Raw genomic sequence first — 16,109 nt, 5'->3', positions numbered from 1 at the left:
GGATGAAGAGATCACCAGATCCGCAGACGGTCCTTCGGCGCGAGGTACAGTTTCTCGCCCGGCTTGACGCCGAACGCCTTGTACCACTCGTCGAAGTTCCGGACGATGCCGTTGACACGGTACTGCGGCGGCGAGTGCGGGTCGGTAATGAGGTACTGGCGCGCCTGCGCCTCGCGGACCTTCGAGCGCCAGACCTGCGCCCAGCCCATGAAGAAGCGCTGGTCGCCGGTGAAGCCGTCGATCACCGGGGCTTCCTTGCCGTTCAGCGAGAGCTTGTAGGCGCGGTAGGCGAGGCTGAGGCCGCCGAGGTCGCCGATGTTCTCGCCCATGGTGAGGCGGCCGTTGACGCAGGTCTTGCCCGCGTCGAATGGACAGAGCGCGTCGTACTGCGCGGCGAGCGTGTCCTGCATCTTCTCGAACGCGGCCTTGTCGGCGGGCGTCCACCAGTCGCGCAGGTTGCCGGTGCCATCGGACTTGGCACCCTGGTCGTCGAAGCCGTGGCCCATCTCGTGGCCGATCACCGCGCCGATGCCGCCGTAGTTGACCGCAGGGTCGGCCGAGAGGTTGAAGAACGGCGGCTGCAGGATCGCGGCGGGGAAGACGATCTCATTGAAGGTCGGGTTGTAGTAGGCGTTGACCGTCTCGGGCAGCATACCCCACTCGGCGCGGTCCACCGGCTGGCCGATGCGGTTCATGTCGAAGGCCGACTGCCAGGCCCCGGCGGCGATGACGTTGCCGAGCGGCGCCGTCGCCGAGAACGTCAGCCCGTCGTAGGTCTTGAAGGTGTCGGGCGCGCCGATCTTGGGCGTGAAGGCATCGAGCTTGGCCTCGGCCTCGGCGCGGGTCGCCGGGCTCATCCAGGCGAGTTCCTTGAGGTTGGACGCCATCGCCTTGCGCAAGTTGGCGACGAGGTCGGTCATCGCCGCCTTCTGCTCGGGCGGGAAGTACTTGGCGGCGTAGATCTTGCCGACAAGTTCACCGGCCATGCCCTCGACTGCGGCGATGCCGCGCTTCCAGCGGGCGCGCTGCTCCGGCTGGCCGCTAAGGGCCTGGCCGTAGAACGCGAAGGTCGCCTGGTCGATGTCGGAGGGCAGGACGGCGGCGTTGTCCTTGAGGAAGTGCGCGGCCATCCACGCCTGCCAGGTGGCGACGGGCACGGTGTCGATCAGCTTGACGACTTCGGGCATGCCGGGGCCGAACAGCGTCTGCGCCTTGGCGGCGTCGATGCGGGCAGTCTTCAGTTCTTCTTCCGAGGGCGGCATCTCGCCGACCAGCACATAGCTGGCCTTGCTGGCGCCGACCGAGTCGATGAAGGCCCGCACCACGCCGGGCGAGCCCATTGCCTCGAACTCGGCGACGGTCAGCCTGTTGTAGGTCAGGTCGCGGTTGCGCGCGCCGGCGCGGTCCCAGTCTGACTGCGCGACCCAGGTTTCCAGCGAGAGCACGGCGCGCGCAGCCTGCTGCGGGTCCTCGTAGCCCGCCTTGCCGAGCACGAAGGCGAGGTAGGCCTTGTACTTCTCGCGGATGTCCCGCGAACGCTCGTCGGTCTTCAGATAGTAGTCGCGGTCGGGCAGGCCCAGACCGGTGATGCTGGCATTGAGCGCGTAAGTGTCGCTCTTCTTCTCGTCGGCATCTACATAGAGGCCGATCGGCGAGGCGAAGCCGGGCTGCCCGAACAGGCGGGCGAGGTCCGCCGGGGTCTTCGCAGCGTAGATCTTGTCGAGGTACGGGCGTGCGGGGGCGAGGCCGGCCGCGTTGATCGCATCGGTGTCCATGAACGCCTTGTACGCGGCGGCGATGCGCGCGCCGTCGGTGCCGGGCGCGGGATTGGAGGCGACGAGGCCATCCATGATCGCGTGGACGCGCGTTTCCGACAGGTCGTTCAGTTCGAGGAACGAGCCCCAGCGGGTACGGTCGGCGGGGAGTTCGACGGTCTTGTTCCAAGTCCCGTTGACGTAGGCGTCGAAGTCGTCGCCCGGCTTGACCGAAGGATCGATCCACTGGGTCTGGACGCCGAACTTGCCCCAGTCGGCCGAAGGCGCGAGCGAGGGCGCGGCCGGGGCGGCCTCCTGCGCGAGGGCGGGCGCGGCGAGACTCAGGGCGAGAAGGGAAACAGCGGCGCGCGATGCGAGCGCCTTGCCGGAGAAGCGGGGCATGTCCTGACCTTTTAAAAAAGAGTGTGCGACAGGAATTTCAGCGGGGATCGAATGCCCCCGGATGGCGCGCAACATAATTGCAACATCGCGCAATGCCAGCCGAAAATGGGCGGGATGGCCGGCGCCGGTGCGTCGGCGCAAAGTCCCTCAGCCCAGCGGGATGACCGGCGGACTGTCGAATTGCAGCGAGGCGAGCCGCGCATAGAGCCCGCCGGCCCGGCTCAGGCTGTCGTGGGTGCCCTGCTCGACGATGCGGCCGCCGTCCATGACGACGATCCGGTCGGCCTGGCGCACGGTGGCCAGGCGGTGGGCGATGACCAGCGTCGTGCGGTCGGCCATGAGGTGGTCGAGCGCGTCCTGCACCAGCCGCTCGCTTTCGGCATCCAGCGCGCTGGTGGCCTCGTCGAGCAGCAGGATCGGGGCGTTGCGCAGCAGGGCGCGGGCGATGGCGATGCGCTGGCGCTGGCCGCCGGACAGGCGCCCGCCGTCCTCTCCGAGGAAGGTGTCTAGACCCTGCGGCAGCGCGCGTAGGAACGTCTCGGCGTTGGCGGCGCGCGCCGCCTGCCAGATCGCCTCGTCGTCGGCCTGCCAGTTGCCGTAGCGCAGGTTGTCGCGGGCGGAGGCGGCGAACAGCACGCCCTCCTGCGGCACCAGCGCGATGCGTGCGCGCACCTGCGCCGGGTCGGCCGAGGCGAGCGGGACGCCGTCGATCTTGATGGCGCCGCCCTGGGGATCGTAGAACCGCTCGGCCAGCTGGAACAGCGTCGACTTGCCCGCGCCCGAGGGGCCGACGATGGCGACCGTCTCGCCCGGCTCGATCGCCAGGCTGAAGTCGTGCAGCGCTGGCAGCTCGGGGCGCGAGGGGTAGCGGAAGGTCACGCGCTCGAACGCCAGCTTGCCGCGCGGCGGGGCGGGCAGGTCCAGCGCGCGCGCCGGCGCGGCGATGGCGGGGCGCTCCTCCAGCAGTTCGGCAAGGCGGCTGGCCGCACCCGCGCCGCGTACGAGGTCGCCGTAGACTTCGGTCAGCGAGCCGAACGCGCCCGCGACGATGCCGGCGGTGACGACGAAGGCGGCGATCGTGCCTCCGGTGATGGTCCCTTCCGCGACGCCGATCGCACCGCGCCACATGATGACGGTGATCGACCCGAAGATCAGGAACATGATCACCGCGGTCATGATCGCGCGGATGGTGATGCGCCGCTTGCCGGTGTCGAACGTGCGCTCGACGGCGGCGGCGAAACGCTGGTGCTCGCGGCCTTCCTGGTTGAAGGCCTGGACGACCTTCAGCGCGCCGAGCACTTCGGCGGTCAGCGCGCCGATGTCGGCGACGCGGTCCTGGCTCGAGCGCGAGACGGCGCGCAGGCGGCGGCCGAAGGCGGCGATCGGCAGGATCACCAGCGGGATCGCGATGATGAGCCCAGCCGTCAGCCCCGGGGCCAAAGCGAAGAGGTAGATCACCCCGCCGATCGCCATGATCGCGTTGCGCAGCGCGACCGAGACCGTGGTGCCGACGATCTGCTCGATGATCGCCGTGTCCGAGGTCATGCGCGAGGAGATTTCCTTGGGGCTGTTCTCCTCGAAGAAGCCCGGCGCCAGCGTCAGCAGGTGGCGCTGAACCCTCAGGCGGATGTCGGCGACAACGCGCTCGCCCAGCCACGACACGGAATAGAACCGGATCGCGGTTGCGACGGCAAGAACCACCACCACGCCCAGCAGCATCACGAACCACCAGCGGATCGCGTGGGGATCGGCGCCTTTCGCAAAGCCCTGGTCGATGATCTGGCGGAAGCCGAAGGGGATCGCCAAGGTCGAGGTGGCGGTGGTCAGCAGCGCCAGACCGGCAGTGGCCATCCACCCCGGATACTTGAGCATCTCGCGCCAGACCATGCGCAAGGGGCCGAGGCTCCTGCGGCGCGCGGCCGGTTCGTCTGGAGTGCCTTGCGGCGCTGTCGAATTGCCCTGCGTCCCATCCATCCGCGCGCCCTTACAGCCTCACGAGGCCGAGGAAAAGAGCCGGTGATTCGAGACGAACCGGTTCCTGGCCGCGAAAAACACCTAGCGGATTTCGTAATTTCCGCGTTGCACCATTAACTCCTAATGCCCAGATCATGGGCTAAGAACCCGATCAAGGCCAGCGTCGGCCAGGAGACTCGACTTGCTTTACAACGCCTACGAACTGCAGCGCACCATGCTCAGCGGCGCCGCCGCCTGGGCGTCGGTCGGCTCGGAACTGCTCAGCAACCCCAAGCTTCCCATGGGTTATTTCGGCCTTGGCCCGATCATGGCCTCGGCGCTTGACGTGTTCGCGCACGCAGCCTCGCCGCGCGGCAAGCCTTCGTTCGACATCGAGGCAGTGACGGTCGGCGGCAAGATCCACCCGGTCACCGAATCGATCGTGCTTCACCGCCCCTTCGGCAACCTGCTGCGCTTCGCGCATCCGGGCCTGCCCAAGGGCGCTCCCAAGCTGCTGATCGTGGCGCCGATGAGCGGCCACTACGCGACACTGCTGCGCGGTACCGTCGCCCGCATGGTCGAGAGCAGCGAGGTCTTCATCACCGACTGGGCCGATGCCAAGCTGGTCCCGGCGAGCGAGGGCAGCTTCGACCTCGACGACTATATCGACTACCTAGTCGGCTTCCTCGAGCACATCGGCCCGGGCACGCACGTTCTTGCGGTGTGCCAGCCTTCTGTCCCCGCCTATGCCGCGACCGCGATCATGGGTGCCAAAGAGCACCCCTGCCGCCCCGCGACGCTGACCATGATGGGCGGCCCGATCGACACGCGCGAGGCGCCCACCAGCGTCAACGACGTCGCGACGCAGCAGCCGCTTTCATGGTTTGCGGGTAACGTGATCGCCACGGTGCCGCACACTTATCCCGGCGCGGGCCGCAAGGTCTATCCGGGCTTCCTGCAGCTCTCCGGCTTCATGGCGATGAATCTCAAGGCGCACATGATGAGCCATTACGCCATGTTCAAGCACCTCGTCGCGGGCGACGGCGACAGCGCGGACTCGACCAAGGCGTTCTACGACGAGTACCGCTCCGTCTGCGACATGACCGCCGAATTCTATCTCCAGACCATCGAGCACGTGTTCCAGAACCACTCGCTGCCCAAGGGTGAGTTCGTCCACCGGGGCGAGGTCATCGACCTATCGGGCATCCGCGACACGGCGTTGCTGGCGATCGAGGGCGAGCGCGACGACATCTCGGGCATCGGCCAGACCCGCGCCGCGCTGCACCTCGCCAGCCACCTGCCCGACAGCCGTAAGAAGTACTACCTCGCCGAGGAAGTGGGCCACTACGGCATCTTCAACGGCAGCAAGTGGCGCACCCGAATCGCCCCGGTGCTGGAAGATTGGATGGCCCAGCACAGCCGCAAGCCGCTGAAGGTGGTCGCCTGAACCCGGATCGCCCCCGGCCTAGCCGGGGGCGCTGCCCGGCAATGCGCCGAACCGCTCCATCCTTGCGCCGGTGCTGACGATGAAACGGTGGATCGACGCGATCGATTGTGTTATAAGTGCAACTATGGATCGGGCGCATTCTCGACGGAAAGTACTTAAGGGTAGTTTGGTAGCGGGGCTTGGCCTCGCCCTGCCGGCACGCGCCTTCGCGGCGGAGGACGCCGCGGAAACCGGCGACGCCGCCGCCTCCACGCTCTCCGCCACTTTCCCCGCCGGCATCTCCACCACTCCGGCCATGGCCGACGGGCTCATCCCCTACCAGCGCCGCGTTCTCGAAGTCGCAGCGCGCCAGTCGCAGCGCGTGCGCGGGCAGCTCTGGCGGGCGGACGTGGTCGGCATCGTCGACTTCGCGCAGCCCTCGTCGCAGCCGCGCCTCCACTTCGCCAATCTCGAGAACGGCACCGTGCGCTCGTTCCTCGTCGCCCACGGGCGCGGATCGGACCCCGCCCACAGCGGCTGGCTGCAGAGCTTCTCCAACGTCCCCGGCTCGGAGGCGACCTCGCGCGGGGCCTACCTCACCGCCGAGTGGTACAAGGGCAAGTACGGCACTTCGATACGCCTCGTCGGACTGGACCAGGACAATTCGATGGCGCTCCCCCGCGCGATCGTCATGCACCCGGCCTGGTACGTCGACCCAACCATCGTGGAGAAGTGGGGCAAGCTCGGCCGCAGCGAAGGCTGTTTCGCCATGAGCAACTCCGATTTCAACGAGGCCCTCTGGCATCTGTCCGGCGGACGCCTGCTGTTCGCCGACCGGATCGGCCAGAGCTAAAGTACCGCTCCATCTTTCGCACTGCCAACCTTTCCCTCGGGCCGGTTAGACACCGGCCCGCCTCAATGATACAGCGTGGATCATGGAAACCAGCCTGAACGGCCTCAAACGCGATGCCCCGACCGATGCGCGCCAAGTGCGATCGCGCAATGCGCTGACCGCCGCGCTGCTGGCGCTGCTCGAGGAAAAGTCCTTCGACCAGCTCACCATCCGCGAGATCACCGCGCGGGCGGGCACCGGATACGCCACGTTCTTCCGGCACTATCCCACCAAGGAAGCGCTGCTGGCCGACGTCGCCTCGGCCGAGATCGCGGACCTGCTCGCCCGCACGATCCCCATTCTCTACGAAAGCAACAGCTACGAATCGACGCTGGCCCTCTGTGCCCACGTCTCGGACCACGCGATGCTGTGGTCTGCGCTTCTCAATGGCGGCGCCGCCGCGCTGGTGCGTGACGAATTCATCCGCCAGGCGCGCGGACTGGTCGACGGCGCGGTCTCCCAGAACAACTGGCTGCCCTCCGACCTCGGCGTGATCCACGGCACCGGCTCCACGTTCGACATCCTCGCCTGGTGGCTGGCGCAGGACGGCGAGACCCCGGCCCCCATCCAGTCGCCCGAGGATGTCGCCAACATCCTGCACCGGCTGGTGATCGCCCCGCTCATCGGCGACACCGTCGAGCGCCGCACCGAAGAGGCTTGATGACCACTCTGGCCGACCAAATCGCGGCCCCCACCGGCGAGATCGAGGGAGCCGACTGGCCTGCCTTCGGCTGGGTCGACGATATCCGCCCAGCGCTGGGCGAAGCCGTCGCCGCCGGGCGCCCCGCCGCGCTGGCGACGCTCTACAAGGTCGCCGGCAGTGCTCCGCGCGGCCCCGGCGCGCAGATGCTGTTCACGCCGAGCGAGCACGGCAGCGTCGCGGCGACGGGCTACTTTTCGGGCGACTGCATCGAGGGCGACGTCGCCAACCACGCCGCCCAGGTCCTCGCCGACGGCCAGCCCCGGCGCCTGCACTACGGCATGGGCAGCCCATGGATCGACCTGCGCCTGCGCTGCGGCGGCGCGCTCCATGTGCTGCTCGAGCGTGTCACGCCCGATTCGCCCGCCGTCGCCGCCCTGCTCCGCCACGCCGCCGAGCGCCGCTCCTGCACCTGGGTCAGTGACGGCGAAACGCAAGCCGTCACCGAAGACACCGGCCCGCTGCTGGCACTGACCGACGAGCCCTTCCGCATCGCCCGCCGCTACGACCCACCGCGCCGGTTGATCGTCTCGGGCGGCGATCCCGGCGCACTCGCCGCCGCAAGCCTCGGATCAATGGCGCAGTTCGAGACGATCCTGCTGCGTCCCGGCGGTCCTCACGCCCCGCCGCCCTTCCCGGTGTCGCAATATCTTCGCGAGGAACCTTCCGAAGCGCTCGCTCGGCTCAAGGTCGACCGCTGGACCGCCTATCTCGGCGCCACGCATGAGGATCACCACGACCTCGGCGGCTGCCTCGCCGCACTGCGCGGCCATGCGGGCTACGTCGGCATGATCGGCGCCAGGTCGCGCGCGCCCGAGCGTATCGCCGCACTGGAAGCGGTCGGTGCGACGCCCGAGGAGCTCTCGCGGCTGCATCTGTCGCCCGGCGTTCCGGGCCTCGGCAAGTCGCCGTGGGAAGTCGCGACCGGCATCATCGCCGAGATCATGCAGGCGCTGAACCCGGCGCGGGAGCGCGCTTGACCGAGCTTGTCGCCGTGGTGCTGGCGGCGGGCCGCGCCACTCGCTTTGGCGGCGACAAGCTCTCCGCCTCGCTCGACGCCGAGCCGTTGCTGTTCCACGCCATCCGCGCCGCCCGCGCCGCGCCGGTGGCTAGGGTGCTGGTCGTCGCCCGCCCCGACCTTGAAACCGGCGACTGGCAGGGAACTCCGCCCGTCGAGGTCGTCCGACTCGCAAGCACCGCGCTGTCCGACACTCTCAAGGCCGGCATCGCGGCCGCCGGAGATGCCTCTGGCGCCTTCGTGTTCCTCGGCGACATGCCGCGCATTCCGCATGGCCTCGCCGCCCGGCTCGCCGCCGCGATCGGCCCCGCCTACGCAGCCATGCCCCGCCACGAAGGAAAGCCCGGCCATCCGGTGCTGCTTTCCGCCCGCGCCTTCGCCGATATCCCGGCACTCACCGGCGACGAGGGCGCCGGCCGCCTGCTGCGCCGCCACAGCGATGTCGTGTTTGACGAGTGTTCAGATCCGGCCATACACTTCGACGTGGACCGGCCCGAGGACCTGAAGAAGGCGTAAGCGGCACGGCCCGGAAGAGACCGGATATGACCGACCTCGGTGCGCTGTTCACCCCGTTCCGGCTTGGCCGGCACACCCTGCCCAATCGCATCGTGTTTCCGCCGATGGGCCTGCAGGTCTGCGAGGGCGGCGTGCCGGGCGAGGAAGCCGCGCGGTACTACGCCCGGCGCGCGGAGGGCGGGGCCAGCCTCGTCGTCACCGAGGGCGTCTACATCGACCACCCTTCCTCCGGCGACAACCCGCTGCTCGGCCGCTTCCACGGCGAGGACGCTTTCGACGGCTGGCGCAACGTCGCCGCCAAGGTCCGCGCTGCGGGCGCGCTTTGCGTGCCGGAACTGTGGCACGTCGGCCTGATCTATCGCGGGCCGGACGTGCTCACCGGCGGGCCGCTGACCTACCGCGCCGAACTCGGCCAGATCAGCCCCTCGGGCTACATCGACCCCGCCAGCCGCGTCTGCGACGGCATGACTCAGGACCAGATCGGCGAGGTGATCGCGGCCTACGCACGCGGCGCGGCGAAGGCGGTGGACCTGGGCTTCGACGGCGTCGAGCTGCACGGCGCCCACGGCTACCTGATCGACCAGTTTCTGTGGAAGGCGCTCAACCACCGCACCGACCGCTACGGCGGCAGCCCGCGCGCCCGCGGCCGCTTCGCCGCCGAGGTGATCGCCGCCTGCCGCGCCGAACTGGAGCCCGGCATGCCGCTGATCCTGCGCCTCTCACAGTGGAAGATGGTCGACTACGCCGCGCGCCTCGCCGATACGCCGCAGGAATTGGAAGAACTGCTCGCCCCCGTGGTCGAGGCGGGCGTCGACCTCATCGACTGCTCGCAGCGCCGCTTCTGGGATCCGGGTTTCGAGGATGGGTCCGACCTCAACTTCGCCGGCTGGGTCAAAAAGGTGACGGGCGTTCCAACCTGCACGATCGGCTCGGTCGGCCTCGACAGCGATTTCTTCACCAACCTTGGCGAAGGGCTGGAATCGGGCCTTGACCTCGCCCGTCTCGACGACCTCATGCGCCGGTTCGACAGGGGTGACTTCGACCTCGTCGCCGTCGGCCGCGCCATGATCGCCGAGCCGGACTGGCCGAAGCTGGTTCGCGCCGGCCGCTTCGACCACCTCAAACCGTTCAGCCCCAAGGCCCTCGACGATGCGCTGATGGCGCATGTGAAGTGAAGGACGCCCCTTTCGGCGTCACTGATACCGCAGCATCTTCTCGAAGCCCTCGTTCGCCTTGGTCATCTTCGCCAGCTTCCTGAGATAACCGCGAAGATGCCGTTCGAACTTGGCATCGTCGTTGACGCCCGTTGCCCGGTAGTCGTCCAAGGCGATCAGTTCCTTGAGGCGCCTGGCGAACGCGGCCTGCTCGTTGGTGCAGTCCGCCCCCTTCAGGGAGCGGCAAACCCATTCCTCGGCGGCCGCCTTGTCGTAGTCGTCCTGCGCCTCGTACCCGCGCCTGTCCGCTGCCGCCTGATCCAGTTTCGACACTTCGAACCGGCGCTCCAGCCATTTGCGCACCAGGTCACCATCCCACGCCTTCGACGGATCACTCATTGCTTTCTCCAGACCAGCCCCGCCCATGCCCCAGTCAGGAGGAGAATGACAGAAGGCAGGTGTTCGAGGCAGGCGCGATTCCTCAGTCCCGCACCGCCCGCGCCGCCTGCTCCACCTTCTGCCGGGCCAGCGCGAGGCCATCCTCCGCCTCGCGGAGCAATCGGCGCAGTTCACCGCTCTCGCCTTGCGGAGCGACCGGCACGCGGTCGGTGACGCCGTGGAGGAAAAGGCGGACCGAGTAGCGGGTGTGGCGCTCGATAAGTGCGGGGTCGAGGTGCATGCCCCAGGCGGCGTTGCTGGCCGGGCCGCCAACAACGAGGGCCAGGAAGGCCTGCGCGGCGTCCTCGGCCTCGGCGAAGTCCCCGCCGGGCGCTCCGAGATGGCGGCGGAACAGGTCGGCGAGGTAGCGCAACGTCGGTTCGGTGCCGAGGCGCACGTTCTCTATCGCGATCTCGGGCATCGTCACGCTCTCGGCGTTGGTGAGGCGCAGCAGGCGCAGGCCGGCGGGGCCCAGCACGTTCTCCACGAGGATGGCGCCGATGCGCACGAGGCTGGCCTCGAAATCGGTGCCTTCTTGCGCGCGCAGGACCTCGACCGGGACCAGCCAGTCCTCGATCGCGCGGTCGAGCGCCGCCTTGAACAGCGCCTCCTTGTCGCCGTACCGGGCATAGACGGTGCGCTTCGCCATGCCGGCGGCGGCGCAGATTGCGTCGATGCTGGTGCCCGCGAACCCTTTCTCGAGGAACAGGTCGAGCGCCTTGTCGAGCAGTTCCTCGTTGCTGAGAGACGGCCTGCCCGGACGGCGGCGGACGGTGTCTGAAGGATCTCTGTCGGGCACCGTGGTCCTTTCATCGGCTCGGCCCCGACATTAGCGGCGCGATCGAAACCCGGCAACGGGGATTTGAAACGCATGCGGCTACATATTGCGCAAGGCGGCGGAATTTAGCACGTGACGAGGCGTCGAATCGATGCTAATGAAACGATCAAGGTAACATACGGGAACAGGACTTCGCGGTTAAGCGAGGCCGGGCCGACTGTTCGGGAGTGGATGACGATGGCACTGACGTCGGTCGATTTGACGCCGAGGATCGGGTCCGAGGTTAAGCTGGACAAGGCCGCGTTGCTCGGTGGTGCTCACGCAGCCGAAATCCGTAAATTGCTGGTCACGCGCGGCGCTCTAGTGTTCCGGGGGCTTAACCTCAGCGACGAGGAACTGCGCACCGTGGCCCGCTCGCTGGGGGACCTCAGGATCGGCTCGGCGAAACGGGCAGCGGACGGAAAGGTGCTCAACGAGGGCGAGGAGGGTGTGCTCAAGGTCAGCCTCGATCCCAAGGTGAACCCCGAATACGCGCGGTTCCTGTTCGGCAACCTGCTCTGGCACATGGACGGCACTTACGAACCGGTGCCCCCCTTCGCGACGCTGTTCACGCCGACGCGGCTCTCGCAGGAGGGCGGCGACACGATGTTCGCCAGCACTTACGCCGCCTACGAGGACCTGCCCAAGGACGAGCAGGAGCGGCTCGCCACCCTGCGTGTCGTCCACACCATGCAGGCCGCCCTGTTCCCGGCCAAGCGCGACTGCACGCCGGAGGAATTCGCTGTGTGGTCGAGCTATCCGCAGCGCGTCCATCCGCTGGTGTGGCAGCACAAGTCGGGTCGCCGCTCGCTGGTGCTGAGCACTTCGGGCGCATGGGTGGAGGGCATGCATGCGGCGGAGAGCCACGACCTCCTGCAGCGGCTGATGGCCCACGCGACCCAGGACAAGTACACCTACCGCCACAAGTGGCAGCCCGGCGATCTCGCGATCTGGGACAACACCGGCTGCATGCACCGCGCCATGCCCTTCGAGGCGGGCAGCAAGCGGGAATTTCACCGCTGCACCCTCAACGGCGAAGAGCCGGTGACGGCGCCTAAGCAGGCCGCCGAAGCGGTAGCGTAAATCAATACCTACGACGACGAGGAGAGAGAACGATGCAGGTCGGCGTACACCTGGGCTACCAGAACCTTCACGGACTGCCCGACTACGAATTTTTCCGCAAGGAGACTCAGCTGGCGGTCGAGGCCGAGGCGATGGGCTTTGACTTCGCAGCGATGGTCGAACACCACTTCACCGACTACGCCGCCTGCCCCGACCCGCTCCAGGCGCTGAGCTGGGTGGCGGCGAAGACCAAGACCATCAAGCTGATGCCCGCCGCCGTCATCCTGCCATGGAACGACCCGCTGCGTGTGGTCGAGAAGGTGGCGATGCTCGATGCGCTCTGTGAGGGCCGCCTCTACCTCGGCATGGGGCGCGGCGCCGCCCGGCGCGAGTTCGACAAGTTCGGCAAAAGCCTGTCGGACAGCCGCGAGATGTTCGACGAGGCCGCGCAGATCATCCTCGATGGCCTGGAAACCGGGATCGTCGAGGCCGACGGCAAGTGGTACAAGCAGCCGCGCGCCGAGATCCGCCCCCGGCCCGAGGGCTTCACCCGCGATCGCTGCGTGATGGTCTCGATGTCGCCCGGATCGTGCGAGGTGGCTGCCGAACTCGGCCTGAAAGCGCTGCGCTTCAGCCAGGGCGACTGGGCCTCGGCGATGCCTGAGATCGACAAGTACCGCGATACCTTCAAGGCGCTCCACGGCAAGGCCGCGCCGCCGTTCATCATCTCGGACTTCATGGTCTGCTTCGCCGACCGCGCCAAGGTGACCGACTATACCGACAAGTATTTCGCCGCGCAGTTCCAGCAGGTCGCCAACCATTACGAGTTCATGAGCCCGCACTTCAAGGAACTGCCCAGCTACGCCACCTACGCCTACATGGGCGACATGGCGGCCGCGCGCGGCGGGCCGGACAAGGCGTACAAGGACTACGTCGGCGGCAACCTCATCGGCACGCCCGAGGAGCTTTACGAAAAGCACCTCATGCGCAAGTCGATGGTCGGCGACTACGAGATCATCGCCAACTTCAGCTTCGGCGGCATGCCCTACGAGGATGTGTACGAACAGATGAAACTCTTTGCCGACAAGGTCATGCCGCTGCTGAAGGCGGAAGAGCCGGTGATGGCGTAGTCTGCGTCGCGAGGGAGAAGACACATGACCCAGATTTCGGCACGCACCGCCGTCGTCACCGGCGGGGGTAGCGGCATCGGCATGGGGCTGGCGAAGGAGCTGGCCCGCCAGGGCGCCCGCGTCGCGGTGGCCGACATCATGGCGGACAATGCCGAGCGGGTCGCCGCCGCCATCCGCGCTGAGGGCGGCGAGGCGATCGCGGTCACCTGCGACGTGTGCGACCGCACCTCGATCCGCGCCATGAAGGAAGCGGTCGATGCCGCGTTCGGGCCGGTCCAGCTGCTGTTCGCCAATGCCGGCGCCACCTCGTTCGACCCGCTGGTGGAGATGAGCGACGACGATGTCGACTGGATCCTCCAGGTCAACCTCCACGGCGTCATGAACACCACCCGCGCCTTCCTGCCGGACATGATCGCTCAGAAGCAGGGCCACGTCTGCGCCACCGCGTCGATGGCGGGGCTGCTGCCGGGCTGGATCCCGATCCACGCACCCTACTCCGCCGCCAAGGCCGGGATCATCGGCTTGATGATGAACCTCGGCCTCGAGCTGGCCGAGCATAACGTCCACACCACCAGCTACTGCCCGGGCGGCGTCGCCACCGGCATGAAGGACAACAACGCGCGCTACCGACCCGCCCGCTTCGGCGGCCCCGGCGAGGGCCGGGTGGAAGTCACCGAAGCCTCCAGCGTCGCCCACAACCACGACTTCTACACCCCCGAGGCGATCGCCCCGATGGTGCTGGAAGCGGTGCGCCAAAATCGCCCCTTCGTTTTCGACCATCCCGACCAGCGCGCGCACTTCCGGCGTACCTATTCGGGGATTGTCGAGGCGTGCTACGATGCGGCAGACGAATGGCATGCGCGCCATGGCACGCCCGAGGCCAATCCCGAGGGCGCGCGGCTGGTGCATTCGTAACGGGAGAGAAAAAACATGGCCCAGCTCGACGTCCGCCCGCTCATCGAAGGCCGCGACTTCGGTGTGCGCATCGCCGGCATCACGCTTGACGAGTCCACGCAGCCCGATGTCCGCGACGAGGTCAACGCGCTGTTCACGCGCCACGGCATGATCGTGTTCGAGGACGTGGAGCCCAGCGGCCGGATGCACGTCGCGCTCTCGGACGTGTTCGGTCCGATGAAGGACCACCCCAGCAAGGCAGTCCCGCGCGTCGACCAGGATGCCATGCCCGGCGTCATCGACATGACCTGCAAGCCCTTCCCCGAAGGCCGCATCGCCATCGGCGGGCGCGAGGTCACGCAGTGGCTGCCCTGGCACTTCGACCATGCCTACAACAACGAGCTCAATCGCGCCGGCGTGCTGCGCGCGCTCGACATCCCGCCCCAGGACGGCCTCACCGGCTTCGTCGACGGGATCGAGCTATACCAGCGCCTCTCTCCCGAACTGCGCACGAAGATCGACGGGCAGAACGTGCTCTACCGCATGAACGTCATCATGCAGGACTTCCGCTTCGGCGCCCCCGAGGACTACCGCTGCCTGTCCGAGAACCCCCACGCCGACGCGGTGATGGAAGCCGCTCAGGGCACCCCGCGCGCCGTCCACCCGGCGGTCTGGACCCGCGAGACCGGCGAGAAGGTGCTCCACGTCTCGCCGTGGATGGCCGAGGGCATCGAGGGTGACGAGACTCCGGAAGGCGAAGCCCTGCTTGACGCCGTCAGCCGCGAGATCTTCGCGCTCGGCAAGGAGCTGTCGTACTGGCACCACTGGAAGCCCACCGACATGCTGATCTGGGACAACTGGCGCGTGCTCCACGCCGTCAGCGGCCACGATCCGCAGTACGGCCGCCGCATGCAGCGCACCACCATCAAGGGCGACTACGGCCTCGGCTACTTCGAAGGCGGCGCGTCGAGCGACAACAAGATTCTCGAACGAACATACTGAGGCACTGACACGCCCGTATCGAAGTGCCCCCAGCCTTCGCCGGATGCCGTGGACGGCAGACTCGACCGCAGGCACAAATTTGACGACCGCCGAACGGCAAAAAGGGGTGGCTAGCGGGCTGTCGGCTTTGCGGAGCAATGATAAGCGAAGCTGCGATTGCAGTTAAATGCCGAGCCACTTCAACCCGCCGGGAAGTTGATCAGCCGAATAATCGATCTGCAATACACGGCGATGACCGGCAGCAAACGAGGGTTCTGACGCGTGTAGAATTGGTGTCGCGTAGGCCCAAACGTCCCCTGCTTCTGCTAGACACGCGTATGTGCCGCATCGAGCGACGACATCCCCATACTCTTCAACCGGCACGCGCCCAGCACGGTGCGAACCGGGAGCGATTAGCAGCGGGGAATTTTCTGCGGAAACGTCATCGAGATGAACTCTGAGCGTAAGCATCCGGGTTAAAAGGTCGAACGGCGGGGCAACATGCTGCATCCCTGCTTTGGTCGTCCAAGGCCCATAGCCCTCAACATCGATACGCCGTTGCACGCAAATAGTGCGATCCTGATGCCATGCCAGCGACCAGTTCGTTTCTGCGGTCTTGTCAAACAGGATCGCACGGACGGGGCGGCAATCAGACCCAAGGTAGTCCGCCGCGATTGCCCCTATGGCCCCTTGAGCCGCTACGATGGTGCGAAGCTTCTCTATGCCGTGGATTCGGACACCGGCCCGCTCCGTGGGGAGGCCGTGTAGCGCGGCGGAAATTTCGCGCAGCGATTGCAGCCCGCCTGCACGGAAATGCTGAGCACCGTCTTTGCTCAACCTAAGGGTATCGATGACCGTTGCCTGTTCCATCTCAGCATCTAACGATTTGCCGCGCACTGGGGCAATGTCTTCGTTCGAACAGCTTCAAAGGCTCGCCAGACGTCCGGAAGGGGTGATGGGGTGGACGCCCCC

The 16,109-nt window shown here is 67.3% G+C and carries 15 protein-coding genes; 10 read left to right on the top strand and 5 right to left on the bottom strand.

Annotated elements, in window-relative coordinates; genetic code table 11:
* Window positions 1–11: 11 nt before the first annotated feature.
* Together PMI02_RS24950 and PMI02_RS24945 are read right to left on the bottom strand one after the other, a co-directional pair.
* Entirely contained in the window at window positions 12–2,156 is a 2,145-nt protein-coding gene (locus tag PMI02_RS24950) for a M13 family metallopeptidase (RefSeq protein WP_007688311.1), read from the bottom strand.
* A gap of 147 nt (window positions 2,157–2,303) precedes the next feature.
* The gene (locus tag PMI02_RS24945; protein WP_036505427.1) at window positions 2,304–4,130 is read right to left on the bottom strand and encodes an ABC transporter transmembrane domain-containing protein; all 1,827 of its coding nucleotides are present in this window, start codon (window positions 4,128–4,130) and stop codon (window positions 2,304–2,306) included.
* Between the two features lie 181 nt (window positions 4,131–4,311).
* Between PMI02_RS24945 and PMI02_RS24940 the strand changes: the two genes are divergently transcribed.
* The 6 genes from PMI02_RS24940 (at window position 4,312) to PMI02_RS24915 (ending at window position 9,836) form a co-directional block, all read left to right on the top strand.
* A complete protein-coding gene (locus PMI02_RS24940) occupies window positions 4,312–5,556 on the top strand; it encodes a polyhydroxyalkanoate depolymerase (RefSeq protein WP_007688307.1) in 1,245 nt (414 codons plus the stop codon).
* A 166-nt stretch (window positions 5,557–5,722) separates the two neighbouring features.
* Window positions 5,723–6,388 (top strand): murein L,D-transpeptidase catalytic domain family protein, encoded by a 666-nt coding sequence (locus PMI02_RS24935; RefSeq protein ID WP_007688305.1) that lies wholly within the window; start codon window positions 5,723–5,725, stop codon window positions 6,386–6,388.
* Between the two features lie 82 nt (window positions 6,389–6,470).
* Window positions 6,471–7,088 (top strand): TetR/AcrR family transcriptional regulator, encoded by a 618-nt coding sequence (locus PMI02_RS24930; RefSeq protein ID WP_007688303.1) that lies wholly within the window; start codon window positions 6,471–6,473, stop codon window positions 7,086–7,088.
* Window positions 7,088–8,107, top strand: coding sequence for an XdhC family protein (locus tag PMI02_RS24925; protein WP_007688301.1), 1,020 nt, complete (start codon window positions 7,088–7,090; stop codon window positions 8,105–8,107). Before PMI02_RS24930 ends, PMI02_RS24925 begins: the two co-directional genes overlap by 1 nt.
* On the top strand, window positions 8,104–8,661 hold the full coding sequence (locus tag PMI02_RS24920) for an NTP transferase domain-containing protein (protein ID WP_007688299.1): 558 nt from the start codon (window positions 8,104–8,106) through the stop codon (window positions 8,659–8,661). The genes PMI02_RS24925 and PMI02_RS24920 overlap by 4 nt, the downstream gene beginning before the upstream one ends.
* A gap of 26 nt (window positions 8,662–8,687) precedes the next feature.
* Complete coding sequence (locus PMI02_RS24915) at window positions 8,688–9,836, top strand: 12-oxophytodienoate reductase (protein WP_007688298.1); 1,149 nt, start codon at window positions 8,688–8,690, stop codon at window positions 9,834–9,836.
* A gap of 18 nt (window positions 9,837–9,854) precedes the next feature.
* Here the strand turns inward: PMI02_RS24915 and PMI02_RS24910 are convergent, their stop codons facing one another.
* Complete coding sequence (locus PMI02_RS24910; RefSeq protein ID WP_007688296.1) at window positions 9,855–10,214, bottom strand: hypothetical protein; 360 nt, start codon at window positions 10,212–10,214, stop codon at window positions 9,855–9,857.
* An 82-nt stretch (window positions 10,215–10,296) separates the two neighbouring features.
* Window positions 10,297–11,052: a TetR/AcrR family transcriptional regulator gene (locus PMI02_RS24905; protein ID WP_007688294.1), complete on the bottom strand. Its 756-nt coding sequence runs from the start codon at window positions 11,050–11,052 to the stop codon at window positions 10,297–10,299.
* 216 nt (window positions 11,053–11,268) lie between these two features.
* On the opposite strand from PMI02_RS24905, the gene PMI02_RS24900 reads away from it, so the two are divergent.
* From PMI02_RS24900 to PMI02_RS24885, 4 genes are read left to right on the top strand one after another with little or no spacing between them, the layout of a single operon-like run.
* Entirely contained in the window at window positions 11,269–12,153 is an 885-nt protein-coding gene (locus PMI02_RS24900) for a TauD/TfdA family dioxygenase (protein ID WP_007688292.1), read from the top strand.
* Window positions 12,154–12,185: 32 nt separating this feature from the next.
* Entirely contained in the window at window positions 12,186–13,262 is a 1,077-nt protein-coding gene (locus PMI02_RS24895) for an LLM class flavin-dependent oxidoreductase (RefSeq protein WP_007688290.1), read from the top strand.
* Between the two features lie 24 nt (window positions 13,263–13,286).
* Complete coding sequence (locus PMI02_RS24890) at window positions 13,287–14,177, top strand: SDR family NAD(P)-dependent oxidoreductase (protein ID WP_007688288.1); 891 nt, start codon at window positions 13,287–13,289, stop codon at window positions 14,175–14,177.
* Window positions 14,178–14,192: 15 nt separating this feature from the next.
* A complete protein-coding gene (locus PMI02_RS24885; RefSeq protein WP_007688286.1) occupies window positions 14,193–15,158 on the top strand; it encodes a TauD/TfdA family dioxygenase in 966 nt (321 codons plus the stop codon).
* Window positions 15,159–15,320: 162 nt separating this feature from the next.
* Here PMI02_RS24885 and PMI02_RS24880 read toward each other — a convergent pair whose 3' ends face one another.
* Complete coding sequence (locus PMI02_RS24880; protein ID WP_007688284.1) at window positions 15,321–16,007, bottom strand: phytanoyl-CoA dioxygenase family protein; 687 nt, start codon at window positions 16,005–16,007, stop codon at window positions 15,321–15,323.
* Window positions 16,008–16,109 lie beyond the last annotated feature (102 nt).

This window comes from Novosphingobium sp. AP12, assembly GCF_000281975.1.
In the GTDB taxonomy this organism is placed as follows: domain Bacteria; phylum Pseudomonadota; class Alphaproteobacteria; order Sphingomonadales; family Sphingomonadaceae; genus Novosphingobium.
Note: the sequence above shows the minus strand (reverse complement) of the source record. Positions and strands in the feature narration are given on the sequence as shown.

Excerpts from the sequence above, each read along its gene's own strand:
- PMI02_RS24950 (WP_007688311.1), bottom strand. The coding sequence starts at position 2,156 with ATGCCCCGCTTCTCCGGCAAGGCGCTCGCATCGCGCGCCGCTGTTTCC.
- PMI02_RS24945 (WP_036505427.1), bottom strand. The coding sequence starts at position 4,130 with ATGGATGGGACGCAGGGCAATTCGACAGCGCCGCAAGGCACTCCAGAC.
- PMI02_RS24930 (WP_007688303.1), top strand. The coding sequence starts at position 6,471 with ATGGAAACCAGCCTGAACGGCCTCAAACGCGATGCCCCGACCGATGCG.
- PMI02_RS24925 (WP_007688301.1), top strand. The coding sequence starts at position 7,088 with ATGACCACTCTGGCCGACCAAATCGCGGCCCCCACCGGCGAGATCGAG.
- PMI02_RS24915 (WP_007688298.1), top strand. The coding sequence starts at position 8,688 with ATGACCGACCTCGGTGCGCTGTTCACCCCGTTCCGGCTTGGCCGGCAC.
- PMI02_RS24910 (WP_007688296.1), bottom strand. The coding sequence starts at position 10,214 with ATGAGTGATCCGTCGAAGGCGTGGGATGGTGACCTGGTGCGCAAATGG.
- PMI02_RS24900 (WP_007688292.1), top strand. The coding sequence starts at position 11,269 with ATGGCACTGACGTCGGTCGATTTGACGCCGAGGATCGGGTCCGAGGTT.
- PMI02_RS24895 (WP_007688290.1), top strand. The coding sequence starts at position 12,186 with ATGCAGGTCGGCGTACACCTGGGCTACCAGAACCTTCACGGACTGCCC.
- PMI02_RS24890 (WP_007688288.1), top strand. The coding sequence starts at position 13,287 with ATGACCCAGATTTCGGCACGCACCGCCGTCGTCACCGGCGGGGGTAGC.
- PMI02_RS24885 (WP_007688286.1), top strand. The coding sequence starts at position 14,193 with ATGGCCCAGCTCGACGTCCGCCCGCTCATCGAAGGCCGCGACTTCGGT.
- PMI02_RS24880 (WP_007688284.1), bottom strand. The coding sequence starts at position 16,007 with ATGGAACAGGCAACGGTCATCGATACCCTTAGGTTGAGCAAAGACGGT.